This window comes from Prevotella sp. OH937_COT-195 (assembly GCF_003932845.1).
Classification (GTDB): domain Bacteria; phylum Bacteroidota; class Bacteroidia; order Bacteroidales; family Bacteroidaceae; genus Prevotella.
Map to the genome: position 1 here is coordinate 41,718 of NZ_RQZH01000013.1, position 26,196 is coordinate 67,913.

General features: G+C 47.1%; 29 protein-coding genes and 2 tRNA genes. 13 read left to right on the forward strand and 18 right to left on the reverse strand.

Annotation, left to right across the window (positions count from 1 at the left end):
- Window positions 1–11 precede the first annotated feature (11 nt).
- From prfB to EII32_RS06575, 3 genes are all read left to right on the forward strand, one after another.
- Entirely contained in the window at window positions 12–1,133 is a 1,122-nt protein-coding gene (prfB, locus tag EII32_RS06570; protein WP_125234643.1) for a peptide chain release factor 2, read from the forward strand.
- Window positions 1,134–1,202: 69 nt separating this feature from the next.
- Window positions 1,203–1,340, forward strand: coding sequence for a hypothetical protein (locus tag EII32_RS12390; RefSeq protein ID WP_199741408.1), 138 nt, complete (start codon window positions 1,203–1,205; stop codon window positions 1,338–1,340).
- A gap of 11 nt (window positions 1,341–1,351) precedes the next feature.
- Window positions 1,352–1,867, forward strand: a complete 516-nt coding sequence (locus EII32_RS06575; RefSeq protein WP_125234644.1) for a CYTH domain-containing protein — start codon at window positions 1,352–1,354, stop codon at window positions 1,865–1,867.
- Here the strand turns inward: EII32_RS06575 and EII32_RS06580 are convergent.
- Window positions 1,797–2,195, reverse strand: a complete 399-nt coding sequence (locus EII32_RS06580) for a VanZ family protein (RefSeq protein ID WP_233582331.1) — start codon at window positions 2,193–2,195, stop codon at window positions 1,797–1,799. The two genes, EII32_RS06575 and EII32_RS06580, sit on opposite strands and share 71 nt — an antisense overlap.
- A 215-nt stretch (window positions 2,196–2,410) precedes the next feature.
- Here EII32_RS06580 and EII32_RS06585 point away from each other — a divergent pair, with 215 nt between their 5' ends.
- Window positions 2,411–3,295, forward strand: a complete 885-nt coding sequence (locus EII32_RS06585; RefSeq protein WP_125234646.1) for a ComEA family DNA-binding protein — start codon at window positions 2,411–2,413, stop codon at window positions 3,293–3,295.
- Between the two features lie 606 nt (window positions 3,296–3,901).
- Here the strand turns inward: EII32_RS06585 and EII32_RS06590 are convergent.
- The 6 genes from EII32_RS06590 to rpmH all read right to left on the reverse strand — a co-directional run bounded on the left by EII32_RS06590 (window position 3,902) and on the right by rpmH (window position 9,019).
- A complete protein-coding gene (locus EII32_RS06590) occupies window positions 3,902–4,576 on the reverse strand; it encodes a hypothetical protein (protein ID WP_158611142.1) in 675 nt (224 codons plus the stop codon).
- A 35-nt stretch (window positions 4,577–4,611) separates the two neighbouring features.
- Window positions 4,612–5,829: a 1-acyl-sn-glycerol-3-phosphate acyltransferase gene (locus EII32_RS06595; protein WP_125234648.1), complete on the reverse strand. Its 1,218-nt coding sequence runs from the start codon at window positions 5,827–5,829 to the stop codon at window positions 4,612–4,614.
- Window positions 5,830–5,878: 49 nt separating this feature from the next.
- Window positions 5,879–6,871 carry a D-alanine--D-alanine ligase gene (locus EII32_RS06600; RefSeq protein ID WP_125234649.1) on the reverse strand — a complete coding sequence of 331 codons (993 nt, stop codon included), beginning with the start codon at window positions 6,869–6,871 and terminating at the stop codon, window positions 5,879–5,881.
- Between the two features lie 31 nt (window positions 6,872–6,902).
- Window positions 6,903–7,976 carry an RluA family pseudouridine synthase gene (locus EII32_RS06605; RefSeq protein ID WP_125234650.1) on the reverse strand — a complete coding sequence of 358 codons (1,074 nt, stop codon included), beginning with the start codon at window positions 7,974–7,976 and terminating at the stop codon, window positions 6,903–6,905.
- 28 nt (window positions 7,977–8,004) lie between these two features.
- Window positions 8,005–8,730: a PASTA domain-containing protein gene (locus EII32_RS06610; protein ID WP_125234651.1), complete on the reverse strand. Its 726-nt coding sequence runs from the start codon at window positions 8,728–8,730 to the stop codon at window positions 8,005–8,007.
- Window positions 8,731–8,863: 133 nt separating this feature from the next.
- A complete protein-coding gene (gene rpmH, locus EII32_RS06615; RefSeq protein WP_125234652.1) occupies window positions 8,864–9,019 on the reverse strand; it encodes a 50S ribosomal protein L34 in 156 nt (51 codons plus the stop codon).
- Between the two features lie 180 nt (window positions 9,020–9,199).
- Here rpmH and efp point away from each other — a divergent pair, with 180 nt between their 5' ends.
- From efp to EII32_RS06640, 5 genes are all read left to right on the forward strand, one after another.
- The gene (gene efp, locus EII32_RS06620) at window positions 9,200–9,766 is read left to right on the forward strand and encodes an elongation factor P (protein WP_125234653.1); all 567 of its coding nucleotides are present in this window, start codon (window positions 9,200–9,202) and stop codon (window positions 9,764–9,766) included.
- A gap of 129 nt (window positions 9,767–9,895) precedes the next feature.
- On the forward strand, window positions 9,896–10,939 hold the full coding sequence (locus EII32_RS06625; RefSeq protein ID WP_125234654.1) for a glycosyltransferase: 1,044 nt from the start codon (window positions 9,896–9,898) through the stop codon (window positions 10,937–10,939).
- 6 nt (window positions 10,940–10,945) lie between these two features.
- The gene (gene radC, locus EII32_RS06630) at window positions 10,946–11,650 is read left to right on the forward strand and encodes a RadC family protein (RefSeq protein WP_125234655.1); all 705 of its coding nucleotides are present in this window, start codon (window positions 10,946–10,948) and stop codon (window positions 11,648–11,650) included.
- Window positions 11,651–12,098: 448 nt separating this feature from the next.
- Window positions 12,099–12,419, forward strand: coding sequence for a metal-sulfur cluster assembly factor (locus EII32_RS06635; protein ID WP_125234656.1), 321 nt, complete (start codon window positions 12,099–12,101; stop codon window positions 12,417–12,419).
- A 5-nt stretch (window positions 12,420–12,424) separates the two neighbouring features.
- Window positions 12,425–13,192 (forward strand): UDP-2,3-diacylglucosamine diphosphatase, encoded by a 768-nt coding sequence (locus tag EII32_RS06640; RefSeq protein WP_125234657.1) that lies wholly within the window; start codon window positions 12,425–12,427, stop codon window positions 13,190–13,192.
- 40 nt (window positions 13,193–13,232) lie between these two features.
- Here the strand turns inward: EII32_RS06640 and EII32_RS06645 are convergent, their stop codons facing one another.
- The 4 genes from EII32_RS06645 to folP form a co-directional block, all read right to left on the reverse strand.
- Window positions 13,233–14,426, reverse strand: coding sequence for an acetate/propionate family kinase (locus tag EII32_RS06645; protein WP_125234658.1), 1,194 nt, complete (start codon window positions 14,424–14,426; stop codon window positions 13,233–13,235).
- 84 nt (window positions 14,427–14,510) lie between these two features.
- Window positions 14,511–15,518, reverse strand: a complete 1,008-nt coding sequence (gene pta / locus EII32_RS06650) for a phosphate acetyltransferase (RefSeq protein ID WP_125234659.1) — start codon at window positions 15,516–15,518, stop codon at window positions 14,511–14,513.
- 164 nt (window positions 15,519–15,682) lie between these two features.
- Window positions 15,683–16,447 (reverse strand): diadenylate cyclase CdaA, encoded by a 765-nt coding sequence (gene cdaA, locus EII32_RS06655; protein ID WP_125234660.1) that lies wholly within the window; start codon window positions 16,445–16,447, stop codon window positions 15,683–15,685.
- A gap of 27 nt (window positions 16,448–16,474) precedes the next feature.
- Window positions 16,475–17,371, reverse strand: a complete 897-nt coding sequence (folP, locus tag EII32_RS06660) for a dihydropteroate synthase (RefSeq protein ID WP_125234661.1) — start codon at window positions 17,369–17,371, stop codon at window positions 16,475–16,477.
- A 385-nt stretch (window positions 17,372–17,756) separates the two neighbouring features.
- Here folP and EII32_RS06665 point away from each other — a divergent pair, with 385 nt between their 5' ends.
- Window positions 17,757–18,755 (forward strand): porin, encoded by a 999-nt coding sequence (locus tag EII32_RS06665; protein WP_255416453.1) that lies wholly within the window; start codon window positions 17,757–17,759, stop codon window positions 18,753–18,755.
- 141 nt (window positions 18,756–18,896) lie between these two features.
- Window positions 18,897–20,219, forward strand: coding sequence for a UDP-N-acetylmuramoyl-tripeptide--D-alanyl-D-alanine ligase (locus EII32_RS06670; RefSeq protein ID WP_125234662.1), 1,323 nt, complete (start codon window positions 18,897–18,899; stop codon window positions 20,217–20,219).
- A 327-nt stretch (window positions 20,220–20,546) separates the two neighbouring features.
- Here EII32_RS06670 and EII32_RS06675 read toward each other — a convergent pair whose 3' ends face one another.
- The 4 genes from EII32_RS06675 to EII32_RS06690 all read right to left on the reverse strand — a co-directional run bounded on the left by EII32_RS06675 (window position 20,547) and on the right by EII32_RS06690 (window position 22,356).
- The gene (locus EII32_RS06675) at window positions 20,547–20,930 is read right to left on the reverse strand and encodes a DUF2752 domain-containing protein (RefSeq protein WP_125234663.1); all 384 of its coding nucleotides are present in this window, start codon (window positions 20,928–20,930) and stop codon (window positions 20,547–20,549) included.
- 4 nt (window positions 20,931–20,934) lie between these two features.
- Window positions 20,935–21,480 (reverse strand): DUF4339 domain-containing protein, encoded by a 546-nt coding sequence (locus tag EII32_RS06680; RefSeq protein WP_125234664.1) that lies wholly within the window; start codon window positions 21,478–21,480, stop codon window positions 20,935–20,937.
- 15 nt (window positions 21,481–21,495) lie between these two features.
- Window positions 21,496–22,095, reverse strand: a complete 600-nt coding sequence (locus tag EII32_RS06685) for a DUF4339 domain-containing protein (RefSeq protein ID WP_125234665.1) — start codon at window positions 22,093–22,095, stop codon at window positions 21,496–21,498.
- A gap of 188 nt (window positions 22,096–22,283) precedes the next feature.
- Window positions 22,284–22,356: transfer RNA gene (locus EII32_RS06690), tRNA-Phe, on the reverse strand.
- Window positions 22,357–22,490: 134 nt separating this feature from the next.
- Here EII32_RS06690 and EII32_RS06695 point away from each other — a divergent pair.
- Window positions 22,491–22,563 (forward strand) — tRNA-Pro (locus tag EII32_RS06695).
- Between the two features lie 176 nt (window positions 22,564–22,739).
- Here EII32_RS06695 and EII32_RS06700 read toward each other — a convergent pair.
- Window positions 22,740–23,699, reverse strand: coding sequence for an NAD-dependent epimerase/dehydratase family protein (locus EII32_RS06700; protein ID WP_125234666.1), 960 nt, complete (start codon window positions 23,697–23,699; stop codon window positions 22,740–22,742).
- 238 nt (window positions 23,700–23,937) lie between these two features.
- On the opposite strand from EII32_RS06700, the gene kbl reads away from it, so the two are divergent.
- The gene (gene kbl, locus EII32_RS06705; protein ID WP_125234667.1) at window positions 23,938–25,125 is read left to right on the forward strand and encodes a glycine C-acetyltransferase; all 1,188 of its coding nucleotides are present in this window, start codon (window positions 23,938–23,940) and stop codon (window positions 25,123–25,125) included.
- 184 nt (window positions 25,126–25,309) lie between these two features.
- On the opposite strand, the gene EII32_RS06710 is transcribed toward kbl, so the two are convergent.
- Both EII32_RS06710 and EII32_RS06715 read right to left on the reverse strand, forming a co-directional pair.
- Window positions 25,310–25,786, reverse strand: a complete 477-nt coding sequence (locus EII32_RS06710; RefSeq protein WP_125234668.1) for an arginine repressor — start codon at window positions 25,784–25,786, stop codon at window positions 25,310–25,312.
- A gap of 146 nt (window positions 25,787–25,932) precedes the next feature.
- Window positions 25,933–26,196, reverse strand: a 264-nt coding sequence (locus tag EII32_RS06715) for a hypothetical protein (RefSeq protein ID WP_233582332.1), incomplete at its 5' end; no start/stop codon positions are given.

Here is a 26,196-nt window from a genome sequence, read left to right on the forward strand (position 1 = left end):
AGATAGACAGTATGATAACAGCAGAACAACTGAAAGATGTGTTGGGCAGAGCAGATGACCTGAACCGTTATCTGGACATAGACCGTAAGAAGATGGAATATTCGGAGGAGGAACTGCGCACACAGGCACCCGACTTCTGGGAAGACCCGAAGCGCGCACAGGTGCAGATGAAAAAGGTGAAAGACATCAAACGATGGATAGACGGCTACGAGAAAGTGCGCCGTATGGCGGACGAATTGCAACTGGCGTTCGATTTTTACCACGAGGAAATGGTCACGGAAGAAGAGGTTGACGAAGATTACAGGAAAGCGATAGAAGCCATCGAGAGTCTCGAACTAAAGAATATGCTGCGTCAGAAGGAAGACCCAATGGACTGTGTGCTGAAAATCAACTCGGGAGCAGGAGGCACCGAGAGTCAGGACTGGGCGGCGATGCTAATGCGTATGTATATGCGCTGGGCAGAGGCAAACGGATACAAAGTGGGAATATCGAACATACAGGACGGCGACGAGGCAGGAATAAAGAGCGTGACTATGGAAATAGAAGGCGGCGAATATGCCTACGGATACCTTAAAAGCGAAAACGGGGTGCACCGTTTGGTAAGGGTGTCGCCTTTCAATGCACAAGGCAAGCGTATGACATCGTTCGCATCGGTGTTCGTGTCGCCGCTCGTAGATGACACAATCGAAGTGTATGTCGATCCGGCAAAGTTGTCGTGGGACACGTTCAGGAGCAGCGGAGCGGGAGGACAGAACGTCAACAAAGTGGAGTCGGGAGTGCGATTGCGCTATTGGTATAGCGACCCGGACACGGGAGAGGAGGAGGAAATACTCATCGAGAACACCGAGACACGGGATCAGCCGAAAAACAAGGAGAAAGCAATGGTATTGCTAAAGTCGCAACTATACGACCGCGCAATGAAGAAAAGATTGGAGGCGCAGGCAAAGATTGAAGCGGGAAAGAAGAAAATAGAGTGGGGATCGCAGATACGCAGTTATGTGTTCGACGACCGCCGAGTAAAGGATCACCGCACAAACTACCAAACATCAGACGTGGACGGAGTTATGGACGGAAAGATAGACGGCTTCATCAAGGCATATCTCATGGAGTTTCCCGTGTGCGACGAAGACTGAAAACCAATGGCACGACTGCCATGAAGAAGATACATTACATGAAGAAATGAAACCTTAAAACAAATAATTATGAGCCGAAAAAGAAAAATGCAGCGTGCCGCACATTCTGCAAAGGAAGAAAAACAAGCACAGAATATAGTGAAATGGATATTCGGAGCCTTTGTGTTTGTTGCCGTAATAATGCTGATATATATAGCTTGCATGTAGGTTGGAATACAATGAGCGGAATCGAGATTGAGCGCAAGTTTCTTGTAAGAGGCGGAGATTTTAAACGGCAGGCAGAGTCCAGCAGTTATATAAAGCAGGGTTATATACTTAGCGGAGGAGGACGCACCGTGAGGGTAAGGATACGCAACGGACAAGGATTTCTTACCATAAAAGGGCCTTCGAAGAGTGGAACTTTCTCGCGCTACGAGTTTGAAAAAGAGATAACCATAGACGAGGCAGAGAACCTCATGCAGATGTGCGAACCGGGAATGGTGGAAAAACGTAGGTATATAGTACCGTTCCGGGGACATGTCTTCGAGGTAGATGAGTTCTACGGAGACAATGAGGGACTGGTGTTTGCCGAGGTGGAATTGGACAGTGAGGACGAGGTCTTTGAGAAACCCGGTTTCATCGGACCGGAAGTTACCGGCGACCGCCATTTTTACAACTCCAATCTCAGGCGCATGCCTTATAATGTTTGGCGCGATACCATGCCGAAAGAGTACCGGCACCCGCCGCAAGAGTGATACCGAGTGTGTTGGCGGCAAAGTCGAGCAAGTCGCCGGTGCGCCTACCGCCGGTGCAGTATTCTTGAAGGAGTTCTATGACACCACCCATAAATATCGGTGCAATGAAAGCAAACACAAACAATCGCCATGGTAAGATTTTCTTGTGCTTTAACAGATACTCTAACCATACCATGCCGCATGTGACGCCATACATCGCGGTGTGAGCCCATTTGTCTATGAGCGACACATCGTCGAGCGGAGTCTCCGGAACATCAATGAAACTGAAAACCCATATCGCAGTGATGAACAGCAACGATATGGGATATTTTTTTAAGTATGTTTTCAAAGTCAAAATAATATTGTTTTTTCAGATTGTATAATTTTCTTTTACCCTGCAAAAATACGAAAACAAATTGAAATCACGGTATTTTTATCCCGCGTTTTATTTTGAACTTCGGATTATTTTCGTAATTTTGTGGTCGTAACCTTATTCTCAATATCTTATATATAAAAGGGGAAACACGATTTTTCCGTGTGTCGTTCGTAAAAAACAATGATGCGATGAAACCATCGAGAAACGATAATTTGATATTGCTGACAATAGCGATTGCCGTCATAGCATTCCTCGTTGGCAGGGGACTGCGTGACACGGGAGATGTCGTACCATTGTCGGCAGGCGATTCGGTTGCCGTTGCCGGAATACGGTATCATGGACACGAGCGCGGCAGTATGCGGTCTGGCGGATATTACAATGTCGGAGGACAAAAAGCCGAACGCTTCTTCTTCGACCCGAACACGGCAGACAGTACACAGTTGTTGAGGCTCGGACTGCGGCCGTGGATGGTGCGTAACATATATAAGTACCGCTCGCGCGGAGGGGTGTTCCGTACTCCGGAAGATTTTGCCCGCATATATGGGCTTACCGTGGGAGAGTATAAGAGCATGAAGCCTTACATAAGGATTTCGCCCGATTATGGTCCGGCGTCTGCACTTGTCGCACCGCGGGGAGAGCAAAATCATGTGAGAGATTCGCTGCGCTATCCCGTAAAACTTTCGTTGGGAGAGCATGTTATGTTGAATACAGCCGACACTTCGGCACTGAAACGCATTCCCGGAATAGGCAGCAGATACGCCCGCGCAATAGTGAACTATCGCAACCGCCTCGGCGGTTATGCAGATGTCAGACAGTTGCTTGAGATAGACGGAGTGCCGGAAGATGCTTTGAAATATGTAGAACTGGGTGCTGCCGACTTGCGCAAGATTAACATAAACCGCCTGACACTCGACCAACTGAAAAAACATCCTTACCTTAATTTTTATCATTCCCGTGCCATCATCAATCATCGCCGCCTGCACGGACCGTTGCGGTCTGTCGCCGACCTTAAGATGCTTCCCGATTTTTCGGAAGATGACATAAAAAGGATTGTTCCTTATGTCGATTTTTAAAAATTTATAGTTATTTTACATCTGTTTTTACGTAAAATATAAAAACAAGAGCATTTTGGTGCAATTTTTTTGCAAAAATATTCTTGAATAAGAAAAATTTTATTATCTTTGCAGATATAAAACTTAATCTTTTAAGAATCTTAGTTAATAGTCCGTAGGTTAAATCAGTTTTTAGCAATATTAGATATCATTGATAATAGTTAATAGTTTTTTTAAAAACATTGTTCCTTTTTAAGTTTCTGTCTTAAGGAATATCTCGAGAGAGCAACATCGAAGACACTCGTTTTTTATTCGAAAAGAGACTTAAAAACATGAAATGACAAACAACCCGCAATCCGTGAGGACAGCGGGTATTTTTTATATTGTACCCTGACATTTTGACGATGAATAAAGCACTGCAATAATATTTTGGCACGCATCAAAATGTTTTTTACGGGCACCAACACCGATTAATCTTTTTTCGAAACCCGTTTAAGTTCTAACTTTTCGGCATTTGCTATCCTTTTATGTCGCAATATAGCCGATTTTGTAAAGCAATTCCGCCGATATTGCAGTGTAATATCGGCGGAATTGCTTTATTGTTCGATACGTTATCCCGTAACAGGGTTAATATATGAATGCTCTTGTCGTCGTGCCTTCGTATGTGTTGATGCTTATTGTTATTTCATCGCCCGCTTTGGGTGCTGCCGGCAGTCGGTACCCGGCTATGCTCAGAAAAACTTCGGTGCTGTAGTATTCCGGTACTCCGTTCTGGTTGTGCAGCAGTGTGAGTTTGTAGTGTTTGTGCCCTTTGGCATCGGTCGTCACATCATCGTACATCACTCCTATCATCTGTTTGGCGTCGAGACCGTCTTTAATGCCTATCTTCACGGCGAGGCGGAGGTTCAGGTATCGTCCTCCGCGGCTCATCCATGCGCTGCGGAATTTCAGAGGGTCTGTTTTGGGCTCTTTCACGTTTTCCTTTTTATACAACTTCGGTACAATTATGCTTGTAATGAATACCGGCATTACCTCGTTTCCTTTTTCCGGGACGTTGTAGTACAGCAGTGCCCTGTATATCGAGTCGGGAGTTGTTGCCCATTTTGCCGTCCGCTTCGGAGAGAGCACGAGCGAGTCGCCATTGTCGGTAACGGCACAGAATAATTCGCCCGCGGCGTTTGTGCGAGTTTCCACGAAATCGGCACGCAGGTTGCTGTATTTTCCTTCGCCCGGGGTGTAAGTTTCGTAGGTGCAAGCCGATAGAAGGAAAAGGAGAGCCGGTAGGAGTATTTTCTTTGCCATCATTTTTTGTTGGGAAAGGAGTGGTGGAAGATTTATCAAGACTCTTTCGGACGAGCGGACAGGGCAGCCATGTGGTTGCGCAAGGGGTTGGCATACATTGTCAGTATGCAGGTGCGCAGATACTGTGTATTCCGGTTTGGCAGGTCTATCTTTGCAAGTTGTCCTTTTAAATAATTCTCGAAAAAGGCGCGTTCGTCGGCGGTGTATCTGCCTTCGTCGGCGAATGACGAGTCTGTCGCAAAAGCGGCATGCGTGTTGTCTCCTTGATTTTGCGATGTCTCGGCGAGCATGTCGGCAGCGATGAAGTTTGAGGGGTACATGCGATAGTTGCGATGTATCTCACTGTCTATGTGTGCAGCCACGATGTCGAAGAATTCTGTTTTCGGCGTTTCCTTCGGCAACTGTTTTAGAAAACCGTCTATACATGGTGCGCAGTGGTAGTGTATCCGTCCCTTAAAGCCCGTTATTCCTGTGCGCATGCTCTCAATGTCGTCGCCCTTTCCCTTTTTCCATTCCGGATTGTCGCGTCGCAGTTGAAACTCTCTTGCTTTGAGGAAATCGCACGGGTCGAACTCGTAACTTATCGTCAGCGGCACTATGTGCAACTGTTGCAGTCGTTCTACCGTTGTTCCCGTTCCTCCCATTGCCATCATTTTGAGTATGGCCGGTTGTGTGCGGTCGTTGCTGTCCTTGGCTCTTCCTTCGCGTTGCGCAATCCACACATTGTCATTCTTCTCCTGTATTACGTAGTGCATGTACTCTGCAATGCGTTTGCTGGCAGCCAGCATTTCGCGCGGTTGTAGCGAGCGTTCCACGATGAACGACTTGTTGATGCGCACAAGATCCTTTACCCACGGCAGTGACAGCAGATTATCTCCTATCGCAATTTCGCATGTCGTTTTGAAACCTGCATCCACGAGCAGTTTGTCGAGCAATGCCGAGTCGAGTACGATGTCTCGGTGGTTGCTCACGAAAGTGTAATTCCTGTTCACGTCCACGGCATTCGTGTCAAAGTCTATTCCCCTGCTTGCCTTTTCGAGCAATGTTTCGATAAATTTGTAGCAGAACTCGTATTGAAATTCAAGGCTGGTTTTGCATGCCCTCATTTTCTTTTCGAGCATATCGAACGGCACTTGCGGGTAAACAAGTCCTGCCACGGTGCGGAACTGCGGGTCTGCAATAAGACGATCGTAGGCTGCCGGCAGTTCGTCCGGTTCAAACGGGCGTATTGCATCAAAGTCGGATAGTGTCATGTCTTCTGCGTTTTATTGTGCGGCATTGTTGCCGCATGAGTTAACATTATTATTTGAACTGGTTCTCCACGATGTCTGTGAGTACGTCGGTAATGTTCAGTCCTGCCGCCTTTATCTGTTGCGGAATGAAACTCGTTGCGGTCATTCCCGGCGTGGTATTCACTTCGAGCATCGATATTTTTTGATCCTTGCTGATGATATAGTCTATGCGTATTATCCCGTTGCAGTGCAGTATGTCGTATATGTGGCTTGTCAGTTTTGCCACCCGTTCGGCTGTCTCTTCGGGTATGCGTGCCGGTGTTATTTCCTCTACTTGTCCGTTGTATTTCGCATCATAGTCGAAAAATTCGTTCGATGTTACCACCTCTGTTGCCGGTAACACCACGCTTTTCTCCCTTGTCTTGTAGCAACCGATGGAAATCTCCGTCCCTTCGAGCATACTCTCCACCATTACGTCGTCGCTCGTCATCAGAGCCTTTCGTATTGCAGGGGCAAGTTGATCTTTATTCTTAACTTTTGAAACGCCGAACGACGAACCGTCTGCGGCTGGTTTGACGAAGCACGGCATGCCGATTTTTTCTTCAATCTCGTCGTCGGAAACAAGTTCCTCGTATCCTTTTCTTATCAGCATCGATTCGGCAACGCTCACTCCGTAACTGCGCAGATAATGGTTTAGTACGAACTTGTCGAACGTCATTGCCGATATGAGCACTCCGCTCGTGGAGTATGGCAGGTGTATCAGTTCGAAGTATCCTTGCAGAATTCCGTTCTCTCCGGGTGTTCCGTGTATCGTTATGTATGCGTAGTCGAACATCACGAGTTTTCCGTCCTGCTTGAATGAGAAATCGTTCCGGTCTATCTGTGTTCGTGTTCCGTCGTGCAGGTTGACATACCAGTCGAGTCCTTTCATGTCGACTATCCACACATTATACCGCTCTTTGTCGAAGAAAGAGTACAGCCCTTGTGCCGAGCGCATGGAAACGTCATATTCGGAAGAGTCTCCTCCGCATACGATTGCGATGTTTCTTTTTATATTCTTCATACTTGTGGTGTAGTTGTTTTTTCTTTTTCGTTTATTGCTGTTTCAGGCGTGTCCGCCATTTCTCTATCAGTTGTTGCATGTCTTGCGGCAGTGTGCTGTCGAAATTCATCTGCCTGCCTGTAGCCGGGTGTGTGAATCCCAATGTGCGTGCATGCAGTGCTTGTCGCGGACAAAGAGCCATGCAGTTGCGTATGTAGGCTTTGTAAGATGCCGTCCGTTCTCCTCTGAGAATCTCGCAGCCTCCGTATCGTTCGTCTCCGAACAGCGGATGCCCTGTGTGTTTCATGTGTGCACGTATTTGGTGCGTGCGTCCCGTCTCGAGGATACATTCCACGAGTGTGGTGTATCCGTATCTCTCCATTACCCGGTAGTGTGTCACGGCCGGTTTCCCGATGCCCGAATCTTCGTGGAATACGTCCATGCGCAGTCTGTCTCTTACATCTCGACCAATGTTTCCTGTTATCGTTCCCTTGTCTTCTACGAAGTTTCCCCATACTAATGCGTTGTATGAACGCCGGGTGGTTTTGTTGAAGAATTGCGCTCCGAGACTGCTTTTCGCCTCCGGTGTTTTTGCCACAACAAGCAGTCCGCTAGTGTCTTTGTCAATGCGGTGCACCAAGCCCACTTCCGGGTCGTTGGGGTCGTAGGTGGGAATGTTTCGCAGATGCCATGCCACGGCATTGACGAGTGTCCCGTGGTAATTTCCGCATCCCGGGTGTACCACCATTCCCGCCGGCTTGTTGATTACCATCAGGTGTTCGTCTTCGTAAACCACATTTAGCGGAATGTTCTCTGCCTCAACGGTATCGTCATGCCTCGGTCGGTTCAGCATCAGTGTTATTACGTCGCCCGGTCTTACCTTGTAATTGCTTTTAACGGGCTTTTCGTTGACGTGAACAAACCCTGCCTCGGTTGCTTTTTGTATGCGGTTGCGACTGCTGTGCTGCATTCTCTCGGTAAGGAATTTGTCGATGCGCACGGTTGCCTGTCCCGCGTCGACCACCAATCGGAAATGTTCGTAAAGTCTTTCGTCCAATTCCTCGTCCGCCGGTTCCGTCTCACTGTCTGCAATGAGGAGTTCGGCCTTGTCGTCTTCGTTTGTCATCGCACCGCTTATTGTTGTGTCGCAGCATTCACAATTCATCCGGTATTGAAATTTCTCTGAACTCGTCCGTACCGCCCGACGAGACAGGCTGTGCATTGCCATGGTTTATCTCGCCGTTGTTTATGTATGAGGAGTCCTTGTTGTAATGGTCGTCGTTGTACTCGTAGTACGAGTCGTCAACGAGAATGTCGTCGCTATCGCCACGCATACCGTCTCCTACCTGTATTATCAGAATGTCATCTACGGACACTTTTTGTCCGTTGGTGAGGTTTTTGCCTTTACATTTTACGCCGTACACCCAGTCGCGTTCGCCGTGTACGAACATCGGGTCGCCCACTTTGAATCCCATTGATATAAGTTTTGCCTTTGCCGCACGGTAAGAACTGTTGTCTATTATATCCGGCAACGATAGTCTCGGTGTGTCGGAGTTAACCACGAGATATACCACATGCCCCGACTTTACTATTTTCCCGGGTGCCGGTGTTTGTTCGAGTATGCAGTCCGGCGGAAGGCTTTTGATATATCCCGAATCGCTTACCATGACCTGCAATCCGGCATTTTCCAATATGTGTTCGGCATCTGCAAACGATTTGTGCCTTACGTCGGGGATGGTGATTTTCTCTCCGTGATGCGTGTAAAGGTCAAGCCCGTAGCGCGCTCCGATGGCGATTAGTGCCACCACGGCAATCATCGCGAACAGGTTTCCCCAAATGTATCGACTGAATATCTTTTTGAAAAACGTTGATGCCTCCATTTTGAATATATTTCGAGAGCAAAGGTAAAAAATAAAGATGAGAATAGCAAATTATTCAAAAAAAAACAGGAAGGTGCAGCATCAAAATTCCTGCATCTCCCTGCTTTCGACTTTTTGTGTAAGTCGTAACTGCTTATTTGCCGTGGTGTTCGTCTGACACCGACAATTTTTTGCGACCTTTGGCGCGACGGGCAGCCAATACGCGGCGGCCGTTCTTAGTTGCCATACGCTCGCGGAAGCCGTGTTTGTTCACTCTTCTTCTGTTGTGAGGCTGGAATGTTCTTTTCATCTTGTTTGTATTTTATTGTTGTTATTTCTTACGAATTGCCCATTTGAGGCTGCAAAATTACTCATTTCTTTTTAATTACCAAAGAAATAATGGAAATTTAGTGTTGTCTTATATGTTTTTTTCTAATTTTTCCGTAACTTTGCACCCATAAATCAGAAATAATACATTTATATTTTAGTTATGATAAACTCACAGGATATTAAAAAAGGTACTGCCATACGCATGGACGGTGGTATCTGGGTATGTATCGAGTTCCAGCACCGCAAGCCGGGCAAGGGGAACACCGTAATGAACACCAAATTGAAGAATGTTACCGACGGCCGTGTACTCGACCGCACGTTCCAAGTCGGTTTCAAACTTGAGGATGTCCGCATAGAGCGTCGCCCCTATCAGTATCTTTACAAGGAAGGGGAGGATTACATTTTCATGAACCAAGAGACGTATGAGCAAGTACCCATAGCCCGCGACCTCGTTACGGGAGTTGACTTTATGAAAGAGAGCGATGTGGTGGAGGTGGTTTCGGATGCAGACACTGAAACAATACTCTTCGCTGAGATGCCGATAAAGACCAATCTGCGAGTGACACACTCCGAACCGGGAGTGAAAGGCGACACTGCCACAAATGCCACAAAGCCTGCAACGTTGGAGACCGGCGTGGAGATACGCGTGCCGCTGTTCATCAATGAGGGCGACCTGCTGCAGATTGATACACGCGACGGTTCTTACCTGAACCGCGTGAAGGAGTAGAAGAAACGTAATTCGACAATACACCCTCAACCCTCTCTCCGAGTGACGGAACCGGTCAGTGATGAACGCAAGCGATGACCATGCCCCGCATTTCGGGAAAGGATTGAGGGTGTTTCATTACCAATACCCATGAAATATTCATTCATAATACCCGTGTTCAACCGTCCGGACGAGGTTGACGAACTGTTGGAGAGCCTTACGAGGCTGCACACAGCCGATTTTGAAGTGCTGATTGTCGAGGACGGGAGCAGCGTGACATGCGAGGATGTGTGTCGGAAGTACGAGAAATGTCTCAATCTTCGCTATTTCCAAAAGACAAACAGCGGTCCCGGGCAGAGTAGAAACTACGGTGCGGAACGTGCCGTGGGGGAATATCTCATAATATTGGACAGCGACGTGGTGGTACCGGAAGGATACCTTGAAGAGGTGGAAAGGGAACTCGGACGCGAGCCTGCCGATGCTTTCGGAGGTCCTGATGCGGCGCACGACTCGTTCACACCGACACAGAAAGCAATATCATACTCCATGACATCGTTCTTCACCACGGGAGGAATACGTGGCGGAAAGAAGAAATTGGACAAGTTCTATCCGCGCTCGTTCAACATGGGCGTTAGCCGTACAGAATACCTGCGACTGGGAGGTTTCTCTAATATGCGTTTCGGCGAGGATATTGATTTCTCCATAAGGATATTCAAGGCAGGACTGCGATGCAGGCTCTTTCCCGGGGCATGGGTGTGGCACAAGAGGCGCACCGACTTGAAGAAATTCTTCCGACAGGTGTATAACAGCGGCATTGCGCGCATCAACTTATATAAGAAATATCCCGAGTCGCTCAAAATGGTACATCTTTTGCCGATGGTATTCACCGTGGGTGTCATTGTGCTTGTGCTGTTGTCGGCGGCCGGCTCTGCAATGACATGCTGCGATGTGCCTAACCGGAAAGCATGGTGTTGGGTGGCATTGCTGCCGTGGGTGCCTGTTTCGGCATACTGTGCCATAATACTTGCAGACTCTGCCGTTAAAAACCGTTCGCTAAGGGTGGGACTTATTTCCGTACCGGCGGCGTTTACTCAACTTATGGGTTATGGCTTCGGCTTCATTGAGGCGTGGTGGAAACGCTGCGTGATTAAACGAGACGAGTTCCGGGCTTTCGAGAAAACATTCTACAAATAGACGGAGATGGGGAACGATAAAACCGCACGACTGTCGATAAACAGATGGTCGGAGGAGGACAGACCGAGGGAGAAACTGGCGGCAACGGGGGCACAATCGCTGACAAACGCCGAACTGCTTGCAATACTCATAGGCAGCGGAAACACCGAGGAGAGTGCCGTTGACCTGATGAAAAAGATACTTGCCGACTGTGACAACCGACTTAACATTCTCGGAAAGATGAGCATCGCCGAACTGATGGAATACAAGGGTATCGGCGAAGCAAAGGCCATATCTATACTTGCAGCCTGCGAACTTGGGAAGAGAAGACAGAGCGAGGAGGTGGCAGAGCGTAAAGACCTGAGTTCGGCAACGGCAATATATAATTTCATGAGACCCAAAATGGAGGATCTCGATGTGGAGGAAGCATGGGTAATACTGCTCAATCAAAACTACAAACTCATCAAGGCAGAGAGACTTTCTCACGGAGGTATAACCCAGACGGCGGTAGATGTGCGACTGATGGTGAAGACGGCGATACTCAACAACGCCACAATAGTGGTTTTGGTTCACAACCACCCGAGCAACAATACGCACCCAAGCGGAGAAGACGACAGACTTACGGAATGTACGAGAACGGCATGCGAAACAATGCGATTATATCTGCTTGACCACATAATCGTTACCGATGGTGGATACTATAGTTACAGGGAAGAAGGCAGGCTCGCGTGAACCACGACGAAAACAGGGCATCCGATTGTTATTTACGGTTGTCAATGTTTCCTTTTTTTATAATGATGTTTGTATGTCATCATAAATTGAGGTATCTGTAATGGAAATGTCTCTTTATATACTTGCAATCATTTATATGCCGGATTCGGGATTGGCAGCCGAACCATACCGTTTCGGAGTTTCAATCAATACAACATCGATGACTTCAAGTTGTTTTTCAAGCAAGGCATTTGTCTTTCGTCAATAGCTCATATTCCCTATTTTAACCGTGAAAGAATGATATTCGGTATCGCCAAACCTTTTTTGTTTTTTTCCTGCAACTTGTTTTTGACATCATGAAAAAAAGACTTAAATGCGGTTTTGTAATTGCGGTTGATGATAAAATCAATGGATTTGTTTTGAAATAATACCGTTTTACATTATCTTTGCAGACAAACATATACGACGAATGACACAGGAAGAAAAAACAAAGACGGAGGAACGCATAGTCGATGTGCTTAAGACTGTATATGACCCCGAGATACCGGTAAACATATACGACCTCGGAATGATTTACAAGATTGACGTTAAGGATGATGGCACGCTTGACGTTGACATGACATTCACTGCGCCTAACTGTCCTGCGGCAGATTTTATTCTTGAAGACGTGAGGACGAAGATAGAGAGCGTGGAAGGGATTAAAACGGCTAACGTGAACCTCGTATTCGAGCCGGCATGGGATCAGAGCATGTTGAGCGAAGAGGCAAGGCTTGAACTCGGACTCGACTGATGGAAATGAGACAGAACATATATATACTTAGCGATGCACACCTCGGTTCGTGGGCGATAGACCACGGAAGAATGCAGGAAAGGCGACTTATACGCTTTCTTGACGAGATAAAGGAGAAAGCGCGAGCCGTTTATTTGCTCGGAGACATGTTCGATTTCTGGTACGAGTGGAAATACTGCGTGCCGAAAGGTTACACGCGTTTCCTCGGTAAATTATCCGAACTTACCGACATGGGGGTCGAAGTTCATTACTTTACGGGAAATCACGATGTATGGATGTACGGATACTTGGAGGATGAGTGCGGAGTGGTACTTCATAGAAAAGCCGAGACGGTGGAACTGTATAACAAGGTTTTCTATCTTTCACACGGCGACGGACTGGGCGACCCTGACAAGAAATTCAAGATAATACGCAGACTGTTTCATAACCGCATGTGCCAGAAAATGTTCTCAATGCTGCACCCGCGGTGGTCTGTGTGGTTCGGAATGACATGGGCAAAGCACTCGAGAATGAAGCGTGGAGGAGATAAAGAACCACCGTACATGGGCGAGGACAAGGAGTATCTTGTTCGCTACACCAAGCAGTATATGCGGGAACACACGAACATAGATTATTTTATATACGGACACCGTCACATAGAACTTGATCTTATGCTTAGCCACAAGACGCGAATGATGATTATTGGCGACTGGGTTTGGCAGTTCACATACGTTGTGTTCGACGGCGAACATCTGTTCCTTGAAGAATACGAGGAGGGCGAAAGCAAAATGTAAGGCATGTCTTTCACATGCCTTACATTTTTTATATATATAATTATTTCAGAAGTTCCATAGTGTCGGTGGCAATCATAAGTTCCTCGTCGGTTGGAATGATGCACACCTTAACGCGCGAGTCATCGGCAGATACGACAGTCTCTTTGCCGCGAACGTTGTTCTTCGATGCATCGAACTTTACGCCGAGGAATTCCAGTCCTTTGCATACTTCCTCGCGCAGTCCTGTCTGATTCTCGCCCACGCCCGCCGTGAATACTATGATGTCAACGCCTCCCATGGCTGCCGCGTAGGCACCGATATATTTCTTTATGCGGTAGAAATACATGTCGAGGGCAAGTTGTGCACGCGGGTCGCCTTCTTCAGCGGCTTTTTCTATGTCGCGCATGTCGGAACTCTTCTCCGTTATACCTAATACACCGCTCTCTTTGTTCAGCAATTTAGACATGCCGTCGGCATCAAGGTTTAGTTTCTTTTCGAGGAAAGTAATCGCGCCGGCATCAATGTCGCCCGAACGTGTTCCCATCATCAATCCTTCAAGCGGAGTTAGACCCATTGTGGTGTCTATACACTTGCCGTCGGTCACGGCGGCTATGCTGGCGCCGTTTCCAATGTGGCAGGTAATGATTTTCTTGTCTGCGGGGTCGCAGCCGAGGAACTCGCAAACGCGCCGGCTTACATAACGATGACTTGTTCCGTGGAAACCGTATCGGCGAACGCCGTATTGCTCGTAGAGTTTGTAAGGTATTGCGTATAGGAAGGCCTCTTTGGGCATCGTCTGGTGGAATGCTGTGTCGAACACGCCGACCTGTGGCAGTCCCGGCATCAGTTCGCTCACGGCGTTCACTCCCTTCAGGTTTGCCGGGTTGTGGAGCGGTGCGAGGTCGATGCATGCTTCGAAAGTTTTCATCACTTCTGCGTTTAGAACCACGCTCTTGTTGAATTTCTCGCCACCATGCACCATGCGGTGTCCCACGGCATCGATTTCATTCAGATCCTTTATTACGCCTATTTCGGGGTCTGTAAGCAGCGAGAATATAAATTTCACGCCCTCGGTGTGTTCGGGAATGTCGTGCATTATCTCCCTCTTTTCGCCGTTGGAAAGTTTTACTTTCACGAAAGAACCTTTTTGTCCAACGCGTTCCGCGCCTCCACTCGTCATCACACTCTTGTCGTCCATGTTGTAAAGTGCGTATTTTATGGAGGACGAGCCGCAATTCAATACTAAAATCTTCATATCAGTTTATTCCTATCTCAAAATGATTTCTCTTGATTGTTGTTTGTCTTTTTTAAAACATCGGTTGTTATAAGTTAACCAATTCTATTTTGCATCCATTGCCTGACATGCGGTGATGGCAACCATCTTGTAGATGTCGTCAATGCTGCATCCGCGGCTCAGGTCGTTCACCGGTCGTGCAATACCTTGCAGAATCGGTCCGAGAGCCTCTGCTCCTCCGAGCCGTTCGACGAGTTTGTATGCAATGTTTCCCACTTCGAGGCATGGTGTCACGAGGACGTTGGCATGTCCGGCGATGTCCGATCCCGGAGCCTTGTGTCGTCCGATGGCGGGTACGAGTGCGGCATCTGCCTGCAATTCGCCGTCAATCCTCAGTTCGGGTGCCATTTCCTTTGCTATTTTTGTAGCCTCCACCACTTTGTCAACCACTTCGTGTTTTGCCGAGCCTTTGGTCGAGAAACTGAGCATTGCCACGCGCGGTTCTGCAATGCCTGCAACCGATTTTGCTGTCTGTGCCGTACAAACGGCAATCTCTGCCAGTTGATGTGCGTCCGGCATCGGAGTCACTGCCACGTCACCGATAATCAACATGCCGTTATCTCCATGTTGTTCGGCTTTTGTCAGCAACAGCATCGCACCGCTGACACAACTTATGCCGGGCTGCGTTTTGATTATTTGCAGTGCCGGGCGCAGCGTATCGCCGGTTGTTGAGAGTGCTCCGCTTATCTGTCCGTCTGCATCTCCTGTTTTGATAATCATGCAACCGAGATAGAGTGGGTTCTTTATCAGTTTGCGTGCCTCCTCAATCGTCATGCCCTTTTTCTTTCGCAGTTCGGCGAGCAAACTTGCATATTCCTCGCTTTTCTCGCAGTTTTCCGGGTCGATGAGTGTTGCCTTGCCGATGTTTTTTAGTCCGAGTCGTTTTGCAAGTGCGTTTACCTTATCAGGATTGCCGATAAGGATAAGGTTTGCGATGTCGTCTGCCAGAACCCTGTCTGCAGCCGTCAGTGTGCGTTCCTCTTCTGCTTCGGGGAGCACGATGCGCTGTTTGTTGCTTTTTGCACGCGCAATGATTTGTTGTACTAAATCCATAGTAGATAAATTTTAAGCCCTTCGCTTTCTTCCCTTCCGGTCTCCCGTTTCCGGGGGGCATCGTTGTGAAGCCTGTTCCGGGTACATTTTATATAATGAGTTAATGTTTTTACATTCCATTCTGTTTTTTCCTCCTTACCCCCACAGGCCGTTTGTGCATTGCCTTACATTTCCTGTGTGAGGATGCTTTCGAGATCTTCTGCCGACAGACGCAGGTTGAATTTTCCTTCCATGGCCATGCTTATGCGTCCCGTTTCTTCAGAGACGACAACGGCAAGTGCGTCACTTTCCTCCGATATTCCCATCGCAGCGCGGTGGCGCAGTCCAAGTTCCTTTGGTATGCTGTCGTTGTGGCTTACGGGAAGAATGCATCCCGCGGCCTTTATGCGGTGCTTAGACACCACCATTGCACCATCGTGCAGCGGAGAGTTCTTGAAGAAGATGTTCTCTATCAGTCGCTGACTCAGTCGCGAGTCTATCTTCTCTCCCGTTTCCGCTATGTCATCGAGTGGTGTCGTTCGTTCAAAAACTATCAATGCTCCCACCTTTCCGCGTCCCATGTTCATGCACGCACGTACTATGGCCATTACGCTTTCCATATCCACGTTCTTTTCTTTCTTGTGACCCCTGAACAGTCTCTTCAGTGCGCTGAAGTTGCGGTGTGCTCCCAAGTTGTAGAAGAACTTGCGTATCTCGTCTTGGAAAAGAATGATGAGTGCTATCACTCCTACGCTCATCAGATTGTCCATGATTGCACCGAGCAGTCGCATCTCGAACACTCTGCTCACAAAAATCCAAACTATCAAGAACATTATGATGCCCCCGAAAACATTTTGCGAGCGCGATGCTTTCATTAAGCGGTAGATATAGTACAGTCCCATTGCCACCGCCAGAATGTCTATTATGTCCTTTATTCCGAAATCAAACATCTTTTTATAATTGATAATCGAGAATTATCAATTCTCGGTTGTTAGATTCTCCGTCAGTCGCACTGCTTCCACCGCTTCTTTCACATCGTGTACGCGGAGTATTGCCGCCCCTTTCATCAGTGCCACGGTGTTCAGCACGGTTGTTCCGTTGAGAGCCTCGTCGGGGGTATGTCCCAGTGTGCGCCATATCATTGTTTTGCGTGACAGACCTGCCAATACGGGGAGTCCGAACTCTCCGAGCAAGTCCATGCGTCTAAGCGTATCGAAGTTCTGTTCCATTGTCTTACCGAAACCGAAACCGGGATCGAGTATTATGTCGCGTTGCCCGCATGCCCTGAGTTGCCGTATGCGCATGGCAAAGAACTTCATGGTATCTTCAAGGTTTCCGCAACTCGACATAAGTATGTACGGCACACTGCCGTGCCACTCCTTGTCGAGTACGGGGGCGCAGTCGTTCTCCTGTGTTCCGTCGGCAGGCGTACAAAAATCTGCCACGGTAGTTTCCGATTTCTCGCTTCCGAACGCGCCCTCCGGATTTCCGCCGCTGACATCGTTTATTATGCCCGCACCAAACTCTTCCACTGCCATTTTTGCCACGTCATGTCTGAAAGTGTCGATACTTACCACTGCCTCTGCTTGTTGGATTCGCACTATCTCAAGAGCGAGCCGCATGCGGCGCATCTCCTCCTCCTCGCTTACTTGTGCGGCTCCCGGACGAGTGGAAAATGCCCCCACATCGATAATTTTTCCGCCCTCCTCTATAATTTGGTTGGTACGTGTGGCAATTTCCATTTCGCCTTGCTTTCGGCTTCCCTGATAGAAAGAATCCGGTGTGCAGTTGAGTATTCCCATCACAAGCGGTTTCTTCAGCGACAGTAGTTTGCCGCCGATATTCAGAGTATATTCTGTATCATGGTCTTTCATCGTATTGTGTGTTGCGGTTTTATTGCAACTCCTTCGAGGGTGCAAAAATAATAAAATTAGTCCACATGGCAAAACATTGTGCTTTATTTTAATGAAAAGAGACAATCTGCCCGTGATAAGTAGTGCAGTAAGTCGTGCCATTTATTTCGTACGACGAACCGACTGAAAAATAAATGTAAATATACGGGTAATTAAGTTTGAAAGCCAATTTAATTATATAAAACTTATTATTTAACAGAAATATAACTTGTTTGCTGCACGGATTAAATATATTTTTCAGACCTTTGCAAATAGAATTAAAGATGACTGTCAAATGACGGATATTTTAAAGACATGCAAAATTGACACGACAATGATAAGGAAATGCATGGTGGTGCTTGCTGCAATGTTGATTGGAACATCGGCACAGGCACAGGAGAACAGTACGAACCTTACTCCGAATATACATGGAACGGTGCGAGGGAAATACGAGTATCAACCCGAAGACAAGGCGGGGAGATTCGAGGTGCGCAACGCACGCCTCAGTGTTGATGGCAAAGTTTCTGAAATAGTGGAATACAGAGCGGAAATAGACCTGTCTAACGAGGGTAAAATAAAGATGCTTGATGCTTATACGAGATTTAAACCGTTCGACGATTTTCAGTTCACTATCGGACAAATGCGTGTACCGTTTACCATTGATGCTCACCGCTCGCCGCATAAACAGTATTTTGCCAATCGCTCTTTCATTGCCAAACAAGTGGGAAATGTGCGCGACGTGGGTGCAACCGTGGGATACAAAACAGACGGTGCTTTGCCGATAATCATGGAAGCCGGAATATTTAATGGCTCGGGAGTTGAAAAACAAAAGGATTTCTGGACCAAGAACATCAACTTTTCCGTTAAAGCACAGTTCTTCTTGCCAAAAGATTTCAACCTCACACTGAGCATACAAAAAATAAAACCGGATAATGCGGGAATAATAATGTATGATGCAGGTGCGTTTTATCATGCTGACGGGTGGCATGTGGAAGCAGAATATCTTTTCAAGCACTATGACGGGAGTGCTTTCAAAAACGTCCATTCCGTAAATGCTTTCGTCAATTATGATATTCCTCTCAAAAAATGCCTTTTCTCCAAAATATCCCCGCTGCTGCGATATGATTACATGAACGATCATAGTGACGGAATGCGCTATTTGGGAGGAAAATTAGACAAAAACGGTTCGCTCGTCGTTACCGATTATCAACGTTCCCGTCTTACGGGAGGCCTCACTCTCAGCATTGACAAACCATTTGTTTCGGACATTCGCATCAACTATGAGAAATATTTCTATCGCAAAGGGGCAATTCCAAAACCTTCCGAAAAGGATAAGATTGTCGTGGAGCTTATGACCAGATTCTAATCACTGCCAAAAGAGAATGTTTTTTATTATCCGTGTAGTTTAAACAGACAGGCAGAGCAATATCTAAAAAACACATAATACCGCATTTAGATTGATTTTTTTCATATTTTTGCAGATGTATATGGTAAAGGAACGAACAAAATGGACATAAAAAAGATATACGAAATATACCGCAAACACCCCGTAATTACGACCGACAGCCGGGATTGTCCCGAAGGAAGCATATTCGTGGCGTTGAAAGGGGAGACGTTCGACGGGAACAGATTTGCTGCGGTTGCACTGAGTAAGGGTTGCTCGTATGCGATAATTGACAATCCTGAATATGATACCGACAACCGTTGTCTGCTCGTGGAAGATGCTTTGCAGACATTCAAAGATCTCGCACGCGAGCATAGAAGACAGTTCGACATTCCCGTAATAGGGGTAACGGGAACCAATGGCAAGACAACCACCAAGGAGCTACTCGCCGCCGTACTTGCACAACAATTCAACGTGCATTGCACGCAGGGAAATTTCAATAATGACGTTGGCGTGCCGAAAACATTGTTTCAACTGCGTCCGGAACATGAGATTGCTGTGGTGGAAATGGGCGCATCGCACCCCGGTGACATAAAGACACTGGCAGAGACGGCAGAGCCAACATGCGGACTTGTTACCAACGTGGGGCGGGCACATCTGCAAGGCTTCGGCTCTTTCGAGGGAGTGAAACACACGAAAGGTGAACTGTACGATTATTTGATTGGCAAAGGACAAATGAGAAACGATGATTCTCTTCCCGTTTTCATCAATGCAGACAATGCAGATCTGATGGAAATGGCAAGAGAGAGAAACATTCCGTGTCTTATCAAGTATGGCAAAGATACCGAAGACAAGGTGTCGGTGCGTGGCAGGGTGATTGGTTGTGCGCCGTTTTTGCATTTCTCTTGGCATGCCGATGGAGGCGGGGAACACGAAGTGACGACAAACATGATAGGTTCGTATAATATCGACAACATGCTCGCTGCGATTGCCGTGGGACTGTATTTCGGTGTTCCCGAGGACAAAATATGTCATGCGCTCGCAGACTATGTGCCGACGAACAATCGCTCGCAGATGACCGTGACCGCACATAACCGTCTCATCGTAGATGCTTACAACGCCAATCCGTCGAGCATGAAAGCGGCAATAGAAAGTCTCGTCGACATGAACGTACCGTCCAAGATGGCAATACTCGGCGATATGATGGAATTGGGTGCGGCGAGTCGCGAGGAGCATCAACGCGTGGTTGACATGCTTGCGGCGAGAGGTGTTGAAGACGTGTGGCTCGTGGGTGAGAAATTTGGCGACACCGAGTGCCGTTTCCGCAAATTCCGCGACATAGGGGAGGTGAGAGCAGAGATAGCCGTCAATCGACCCGATGGTAAATGTATCCTCATAAAGGGCAGCAATGGCATGCGTCTGTTTACGCTGCCCGAACTGTTATGATCACACGCTTCGGCAGATTGCCGGCAGCAACAGATACTGCAATTCAGGCGGAATTGGAATGCAATTTCGGCTGAATTGATTTTCAATTCCGCCTGAATTGCGGTGCAAAACCGCCTTGTTTGATTATCTTGTCAATGCCGGTTAACCGGCATTGACTTGTTCGTTGTGTCATGAAAGTTTAACTGTCATTAGACCGCATTTGTTTAGATTTGCTATTGCCGTTACGCTTCCCGACTGCTTTAGCCCGCTACGCCTTCTATGAAACGGCAGCGCATCTGCTCAACCAATCGAACAAAACCGGTTGAGGGTTCTAATGACCGATTTGGGTTAAATCGCAATGACGTTGCGCAACACACACCACAGGATTGTGAAAATTATGAAAATGACGAATAGGTATTTGTTTGTCAGAAAGTCGTTTAGCCGTTTTCCGTGCTTGCCCAGTAATTTTGCCGTTATTATTAATATCATATATGTGATGGCGAACGGTATCCACAGGTTGTGTTTTAGTGCCGTGTATATATTGCCATGCAACATGGCGTGGAGGGCACGCTGCGAGCCGCAACCGGGGCATTTCCAGCCCGTAATTACGTGGAAAGCGCATTTTGGGAAAAGAATATCGGTGTTGGGGTCGAAAAAGAAATAGACGGCAGCAAGCGCAATCAGCACTGCTGCCGCCAATGTAATTTTATGTTTCCTGCTTGGTACACGCATAGATTTAGTTTTGCACCAATGTTCCCATATAGGTAAAAAATGTGATTAATAATATGTATATTACAAAGCCTGTCAGGCCGATAATGGTAAGTACAACGTCAGACCATACTGCCAATTTGTGAAACTTGCGCACCTCGGCGGCCTTTATTGTCATCAAGTCATATTTTTCCAACGCATGCATGGTTTTCATCTCTCCACTTTTTATATAACTGATTATGGCGAAGATGGAACCGATTATGCATAAATGACAACATAGGAAACCATATATTATTATGAAAATGTTCAACGCATTATAGTCTTCCGGAATCATCGGGATGTATTCGCTTCGCCTTGCATGCTGCGTTTCGGGCTGTGTGCCGCCGTAATTGAATGGTGGCGGTGTCGGCTCGGGTTGCAGTATGTCGGCTATCTCGGGAATGTTGCGCGCCGGAGTCCAATCTGCCATGCTGTTACGCCATACCGGCGTGTCGGGCGTGATGAACTTGCTGCGCAACTCCTCTCGTGAGAACGGTCCGCATTTCCTGCCATCTATAATGACGTAGTATTCCATTAAATTTCCGTTGTGTTATCTGCTGATGAATGTTAATAATATCACAAACACAAAATACAAGATAAGGAGAACTGCCAATACTAAATCAACGATGATGGACACCTTGAACCATTTCTTGGCTTCGGCGGCTTTCTTGGCAGCCATCTCGTGTTGTCCAAGCATTTGGAGTTTCTTTACCTCGCTGCCGCTGAGATATCCCAACAATGCAAATACCGCGCCAATCATGCCGCAGCACAGGAAACTCACGATTGTGAGAATGAGGTTCTTTTGCTGGTAGTCTTCAAGTACCGGCGTTTCTGTTTGTTGCCCTTGCGAGGTGGCGGTTGTCATACGCTGCTGTGCCGGTTGCGGTTGTGGCTGCTGTGCCGGTTGCGGTTGTGGCTGTTGTGCCGGTTGTGGCTGTGGTTGCTGTACCGGTTGTGGTTGTGGTGTCGGTTCCTGTATTACAGGGGTTGCGGTGATCGCCTGCATTACTTCCGGCAGTGTGCCGGCTTTTACCCAGTCTGCCAAGCCGTTTTTCCATACAAGGGTGCTCTCTATTACACCTTTTGCCTTTAACTCTTCAAGGGTGAACGGACCTTCCTTCACGCCGTTTAATACAATGTAATACTCCATACGATATAGGTTTTATATTATAAATGTTCTTGTTGTATTTCGTTTTTTCTCTGCAAAGATATGAAAAAAAATAATAAATGAACAGAATGTGCCGAAAAACTTATAAAAAATATTCTGTTTGAGTGGCTTATGTGAATAAAAAAAGACCTGTTTCCATTAATGGAACAAGTCTTTTTGTTTTACTCTTGTGGTGCCTCCAGGAATCGAACCGGGGACACACGGATTTTCAGTCCGATGCTCTACCAACTGAGCTAAGGCACCATCATTTTAATACTTTCTCGTCTGAAAGCGGGTGCAAAGATAGCATGTTTTTGTGGATTGGACAAATTTTTGGCGAAATTTCTTCAAAAAATGCTTGCGTTTCATTTTTTCTTGTTACCTTTGCACCCGCAAATCGGGATGTAGCGCAGTTGGTAGCGCACTACGTTCGGGACGTAGGGGTCGGGCGTTCGAGTCGCCTCATCCCGACTATATGCGGAGAGATCATGTCAGCATGGTCTCTTTTTATTTTCAAACAATAAAGGAAGACACCGTTGTGAGATGTCTTCCTTTTATATTATATACCCTCTTTCTCGTTGAGTAAAGGTGGGAAAGAGTTTTGTACTTGTCCGTGAAAACATACTGCCGGCATTGCCGGTGCATGTTTATTTTTTGAGAAGTTTTTCCTTGAGATGCTTCAACATATCGATTGTCATGCGGCTGAGGTCATATTCGGGGCACCAGTCCCACTCCTTGCGTGCGCACGAGTCGTCGAGATTGTCGGGCCAACTGTCGGCTATGCTCTGTTTCAGCGGGTCAACGTTATACTCCATCTCGAATTCCGGCTTGTGTTTCTTTATTTCCGCGAAGATTGTCTCCGGAGCGAAACTCATTGCCGTTACATTGAAACCGTTGTGATGTATAAGGCGCGCCGGGTCGGCCTCCATGATGTTTATGGCTGCTTTTAATGCGTCCGGCATATACATCATGTCCATCTTTGTGCCTTTGTTGATGGGGCATATAAATTTCTCTCCGCGCACTGCCGAGTAGTAAATGTCCACTGCATAGTCGGTTGTGCCGCCACCCGGAGGAGTAACGTATGATATGAGTCCCGGGAAACGTACCGAACGGGTGTCCGTACCGTACTTTTTCTGGTAGTAATCGCTCAGCAATTCGGTCGTCACTTTTGACACGCCGTATATCGTCTGCGGGCGTTGCACGGTATCTTGCGGAGTATTGTTGTGCGGTGTGCATATTCCGAACGAGCCTATCGAACTCGGTGTAAATACGGCGCAGTTGTTCTCGCGAGCCACCTCAAGTATGTTCCACAATCCGTCGATGCCTATTTTCCAAGCCAGTTTGGGTTTCGATTCTGCCACGACCGACAGTAATGCCGCAAGGTTGTAGATGGTATCGATGTCGTGTTTCCGCACCACTTCGGCAATCGCCGCTCCGTCTGTCACGTCTGCAATCTCCGACGGACCGCCCTCTTTCAGTTCGCCCGTTGGCTCTGCTCCGGTGATGTAACCTGCCACTACATTCTCATTACCATATTGTTTGCGCAGTTCGCGCGTAAGTTCCGAGCCTATCTGCCCTGTTGAACCAATAACAAGTATCTTTTTCATTACTTTTAAATGATATGTTGTTTATAGTATAGATTTCGCAGTGCAAAATAACCAAAAAAAAACGACATAACATCAATTTATTCTGTAAAAGTGCATATTTTTTTGATTCGGGGCGTTTTTTTTGTTTCAAATGGGTGTTTTCTCGTTTTTTTTGAGTTACTTTGTCGGTTGAAAACGGAAATGCTCCGTTCGTATATGAATTTATTAACCCTAATTACTAACCATAATTCAAAAATCTATGTACGGAAAAATGAAAGACCATCTCAGGCATACTTTGTCGGAGATTAGGGAAGCGGGCCTCTACAAGGAGGAACGACTCATTGAGAGTCCGCAAAGGGCGGCCATAGAGGTTAATGGCAGGGAAGTTTTGAATTTCTGTGCCAACAACTATCTTGGCTTGTCTGACCACCCACGTCTTGTCGAGGCATCGAAAAAGATGATGGACCGTCGTGGCTTTGGAATGTCTTCCGTCCGCTTTATATGCGGAACACAGGACATTCACAAGGAACTTGAGGCAGCCATAAGCGACTACTTCAAGACGGAGGACACAATCCTCTACGCGGCTTGTTTCGATGCAAACGGGGGCGTGTTCGAACCTTTGTTCACAGATGAGGACGCCATCATCAGCGACTCGCTGAACCATGCCTCAATCATCGATGGCGTGCGCCTCTGCAAGGCAAAACGTTATCGTTATGCCAATGCAGACATGGAGCAGTTGGAAGATTGTCTGAAAGAAGCACAGGCACAACGTTTCCGCATCATCGTAACCGATGGTGTGTTCTCCATGGACGGTAATGTCGCACCTCTTGACAAGATTTGCGACCTCGCCGAGAAGTATGATGCCCTTGTGATGGTTGACGAGAGTCACTCTGCCGGAGTGGTCGGCAAGACCGGTCACGGTGTGAGCGAGTTCTTCGACACTTACGGTCGCGTTGACATCTACACGGGTACGCTGGGTAAGGCTTTTGGCGGTGCCCTCGGAGGATTTACCACCGGTCGCAAGGAGATTATCGACCTCCTTCGCCAGCGTTCGCGTCCTTACTTGTTCTCAAACTCTCTTGCACCGGGCATCATAGGTGCTTCGCTCGAGGTGTTCCGCATGCTCAAGGAGAGTAACGAGATACACGACAAACTCGTTGAAAACGTTAACTATTTCCGCGACAAAATGATGGCTGCAGGCTTTGACATAAAGCCTACGCAGAGTGCCATCTGCGCGGTAATGCTCTACGATGCAAAACTATCGCAGGTATATGCCGCGAAGATGCAGGAAGAGGGCATTTACGTCACAGGTTTCTATTACCCGGTGGTACCGAAGGAACAAGCTCGCATACGCGTTCAAATTTCGGCAGGTCATAACCGCGAGCAACTCGACCGTTGCATCTCCGCCTTCATAAAGGTGGGTAAAAATTTGGGCGTCCTTAAATAACAGAGATAAACAAAGATTTTTTACGTTCTAATTGGCGGCAGGCGGCGTTGTGTTAAACGGTGGCTGTCGCCAACTTTTTTGCAGGGAAGAAACATTGTTACCATTTGTCATTTCTTGAAAACATGTACAGCGTACTGTATAAATAATGGTAATGTGTGGTAATGTATGTTTCTGCCGGTTTGTATTAATTTCTACCTGAAATTAGTGAACGTAGCGAATCGATTGTCTCCTCATGCGTGTAGCCTTCTTTTATCACGATGAATATAGTGTCGTCTCCCGCTATGGTGCCGATGATTTGTGGAATATCGCTTGCATCTATGTTGTATGCAATGCTCGACGCATACCCCGGACGCGTTTTTATCACGCCCATGTTGCCCGAAAAATTTATCGATACGTAACCGCTCGATTGCAACATCTCCATGGCAGACATTGGTTTGGTTATGCGTTTGTACATTGTGTCGTTGGGCAGTACATATACGTATTTCCCGTTCATTGAGGCGGCTTTTGCCACCTTTAACTGCTTAAGGTCACGGCTCAACGTGGCTTGTGTCAGTTTGAAACCTTCTTTTTCGAGAACCCTCAATACTTCCTCCTGCGACCCCAGTTCCATGCTTGAAATGAGCATCTTCAAAACTTCCAATCGTTTTGTTTTTATTTTCATGCTGCTTCTTTTATTGATTTATTTGTTGCAAAATTATACAATTATCTGCATGTGTCCAAATGTTTTGTGTGTTTTTGCATAAATATATTTGTTTTGATGCTTGTAAAATGTGTGTCGGTTCAAAAAAACGACATTTATGATGCTTTTCATCTGTTTTTTATATGTTGTGCTTTTAAATTATTTTCTCGTAAAAAATAATTTAATCTCGGCAATTGACGTCTTAACCCAAATCGGTCATTAGAACCCTCAACCGGTTTTGTTCGATTGTTGAGCAGATGTGCAGCCGTTTCATCGAAGGCGTAGCGGGCTACATCGGGATGTAATGGCTGCGCAGATGTCAGCAAGCGGGCTAAAGCAGTCGGGAAGCGTAACGGCAATGGCAAATCTAAGCAAATGCGGTCTAATGACCG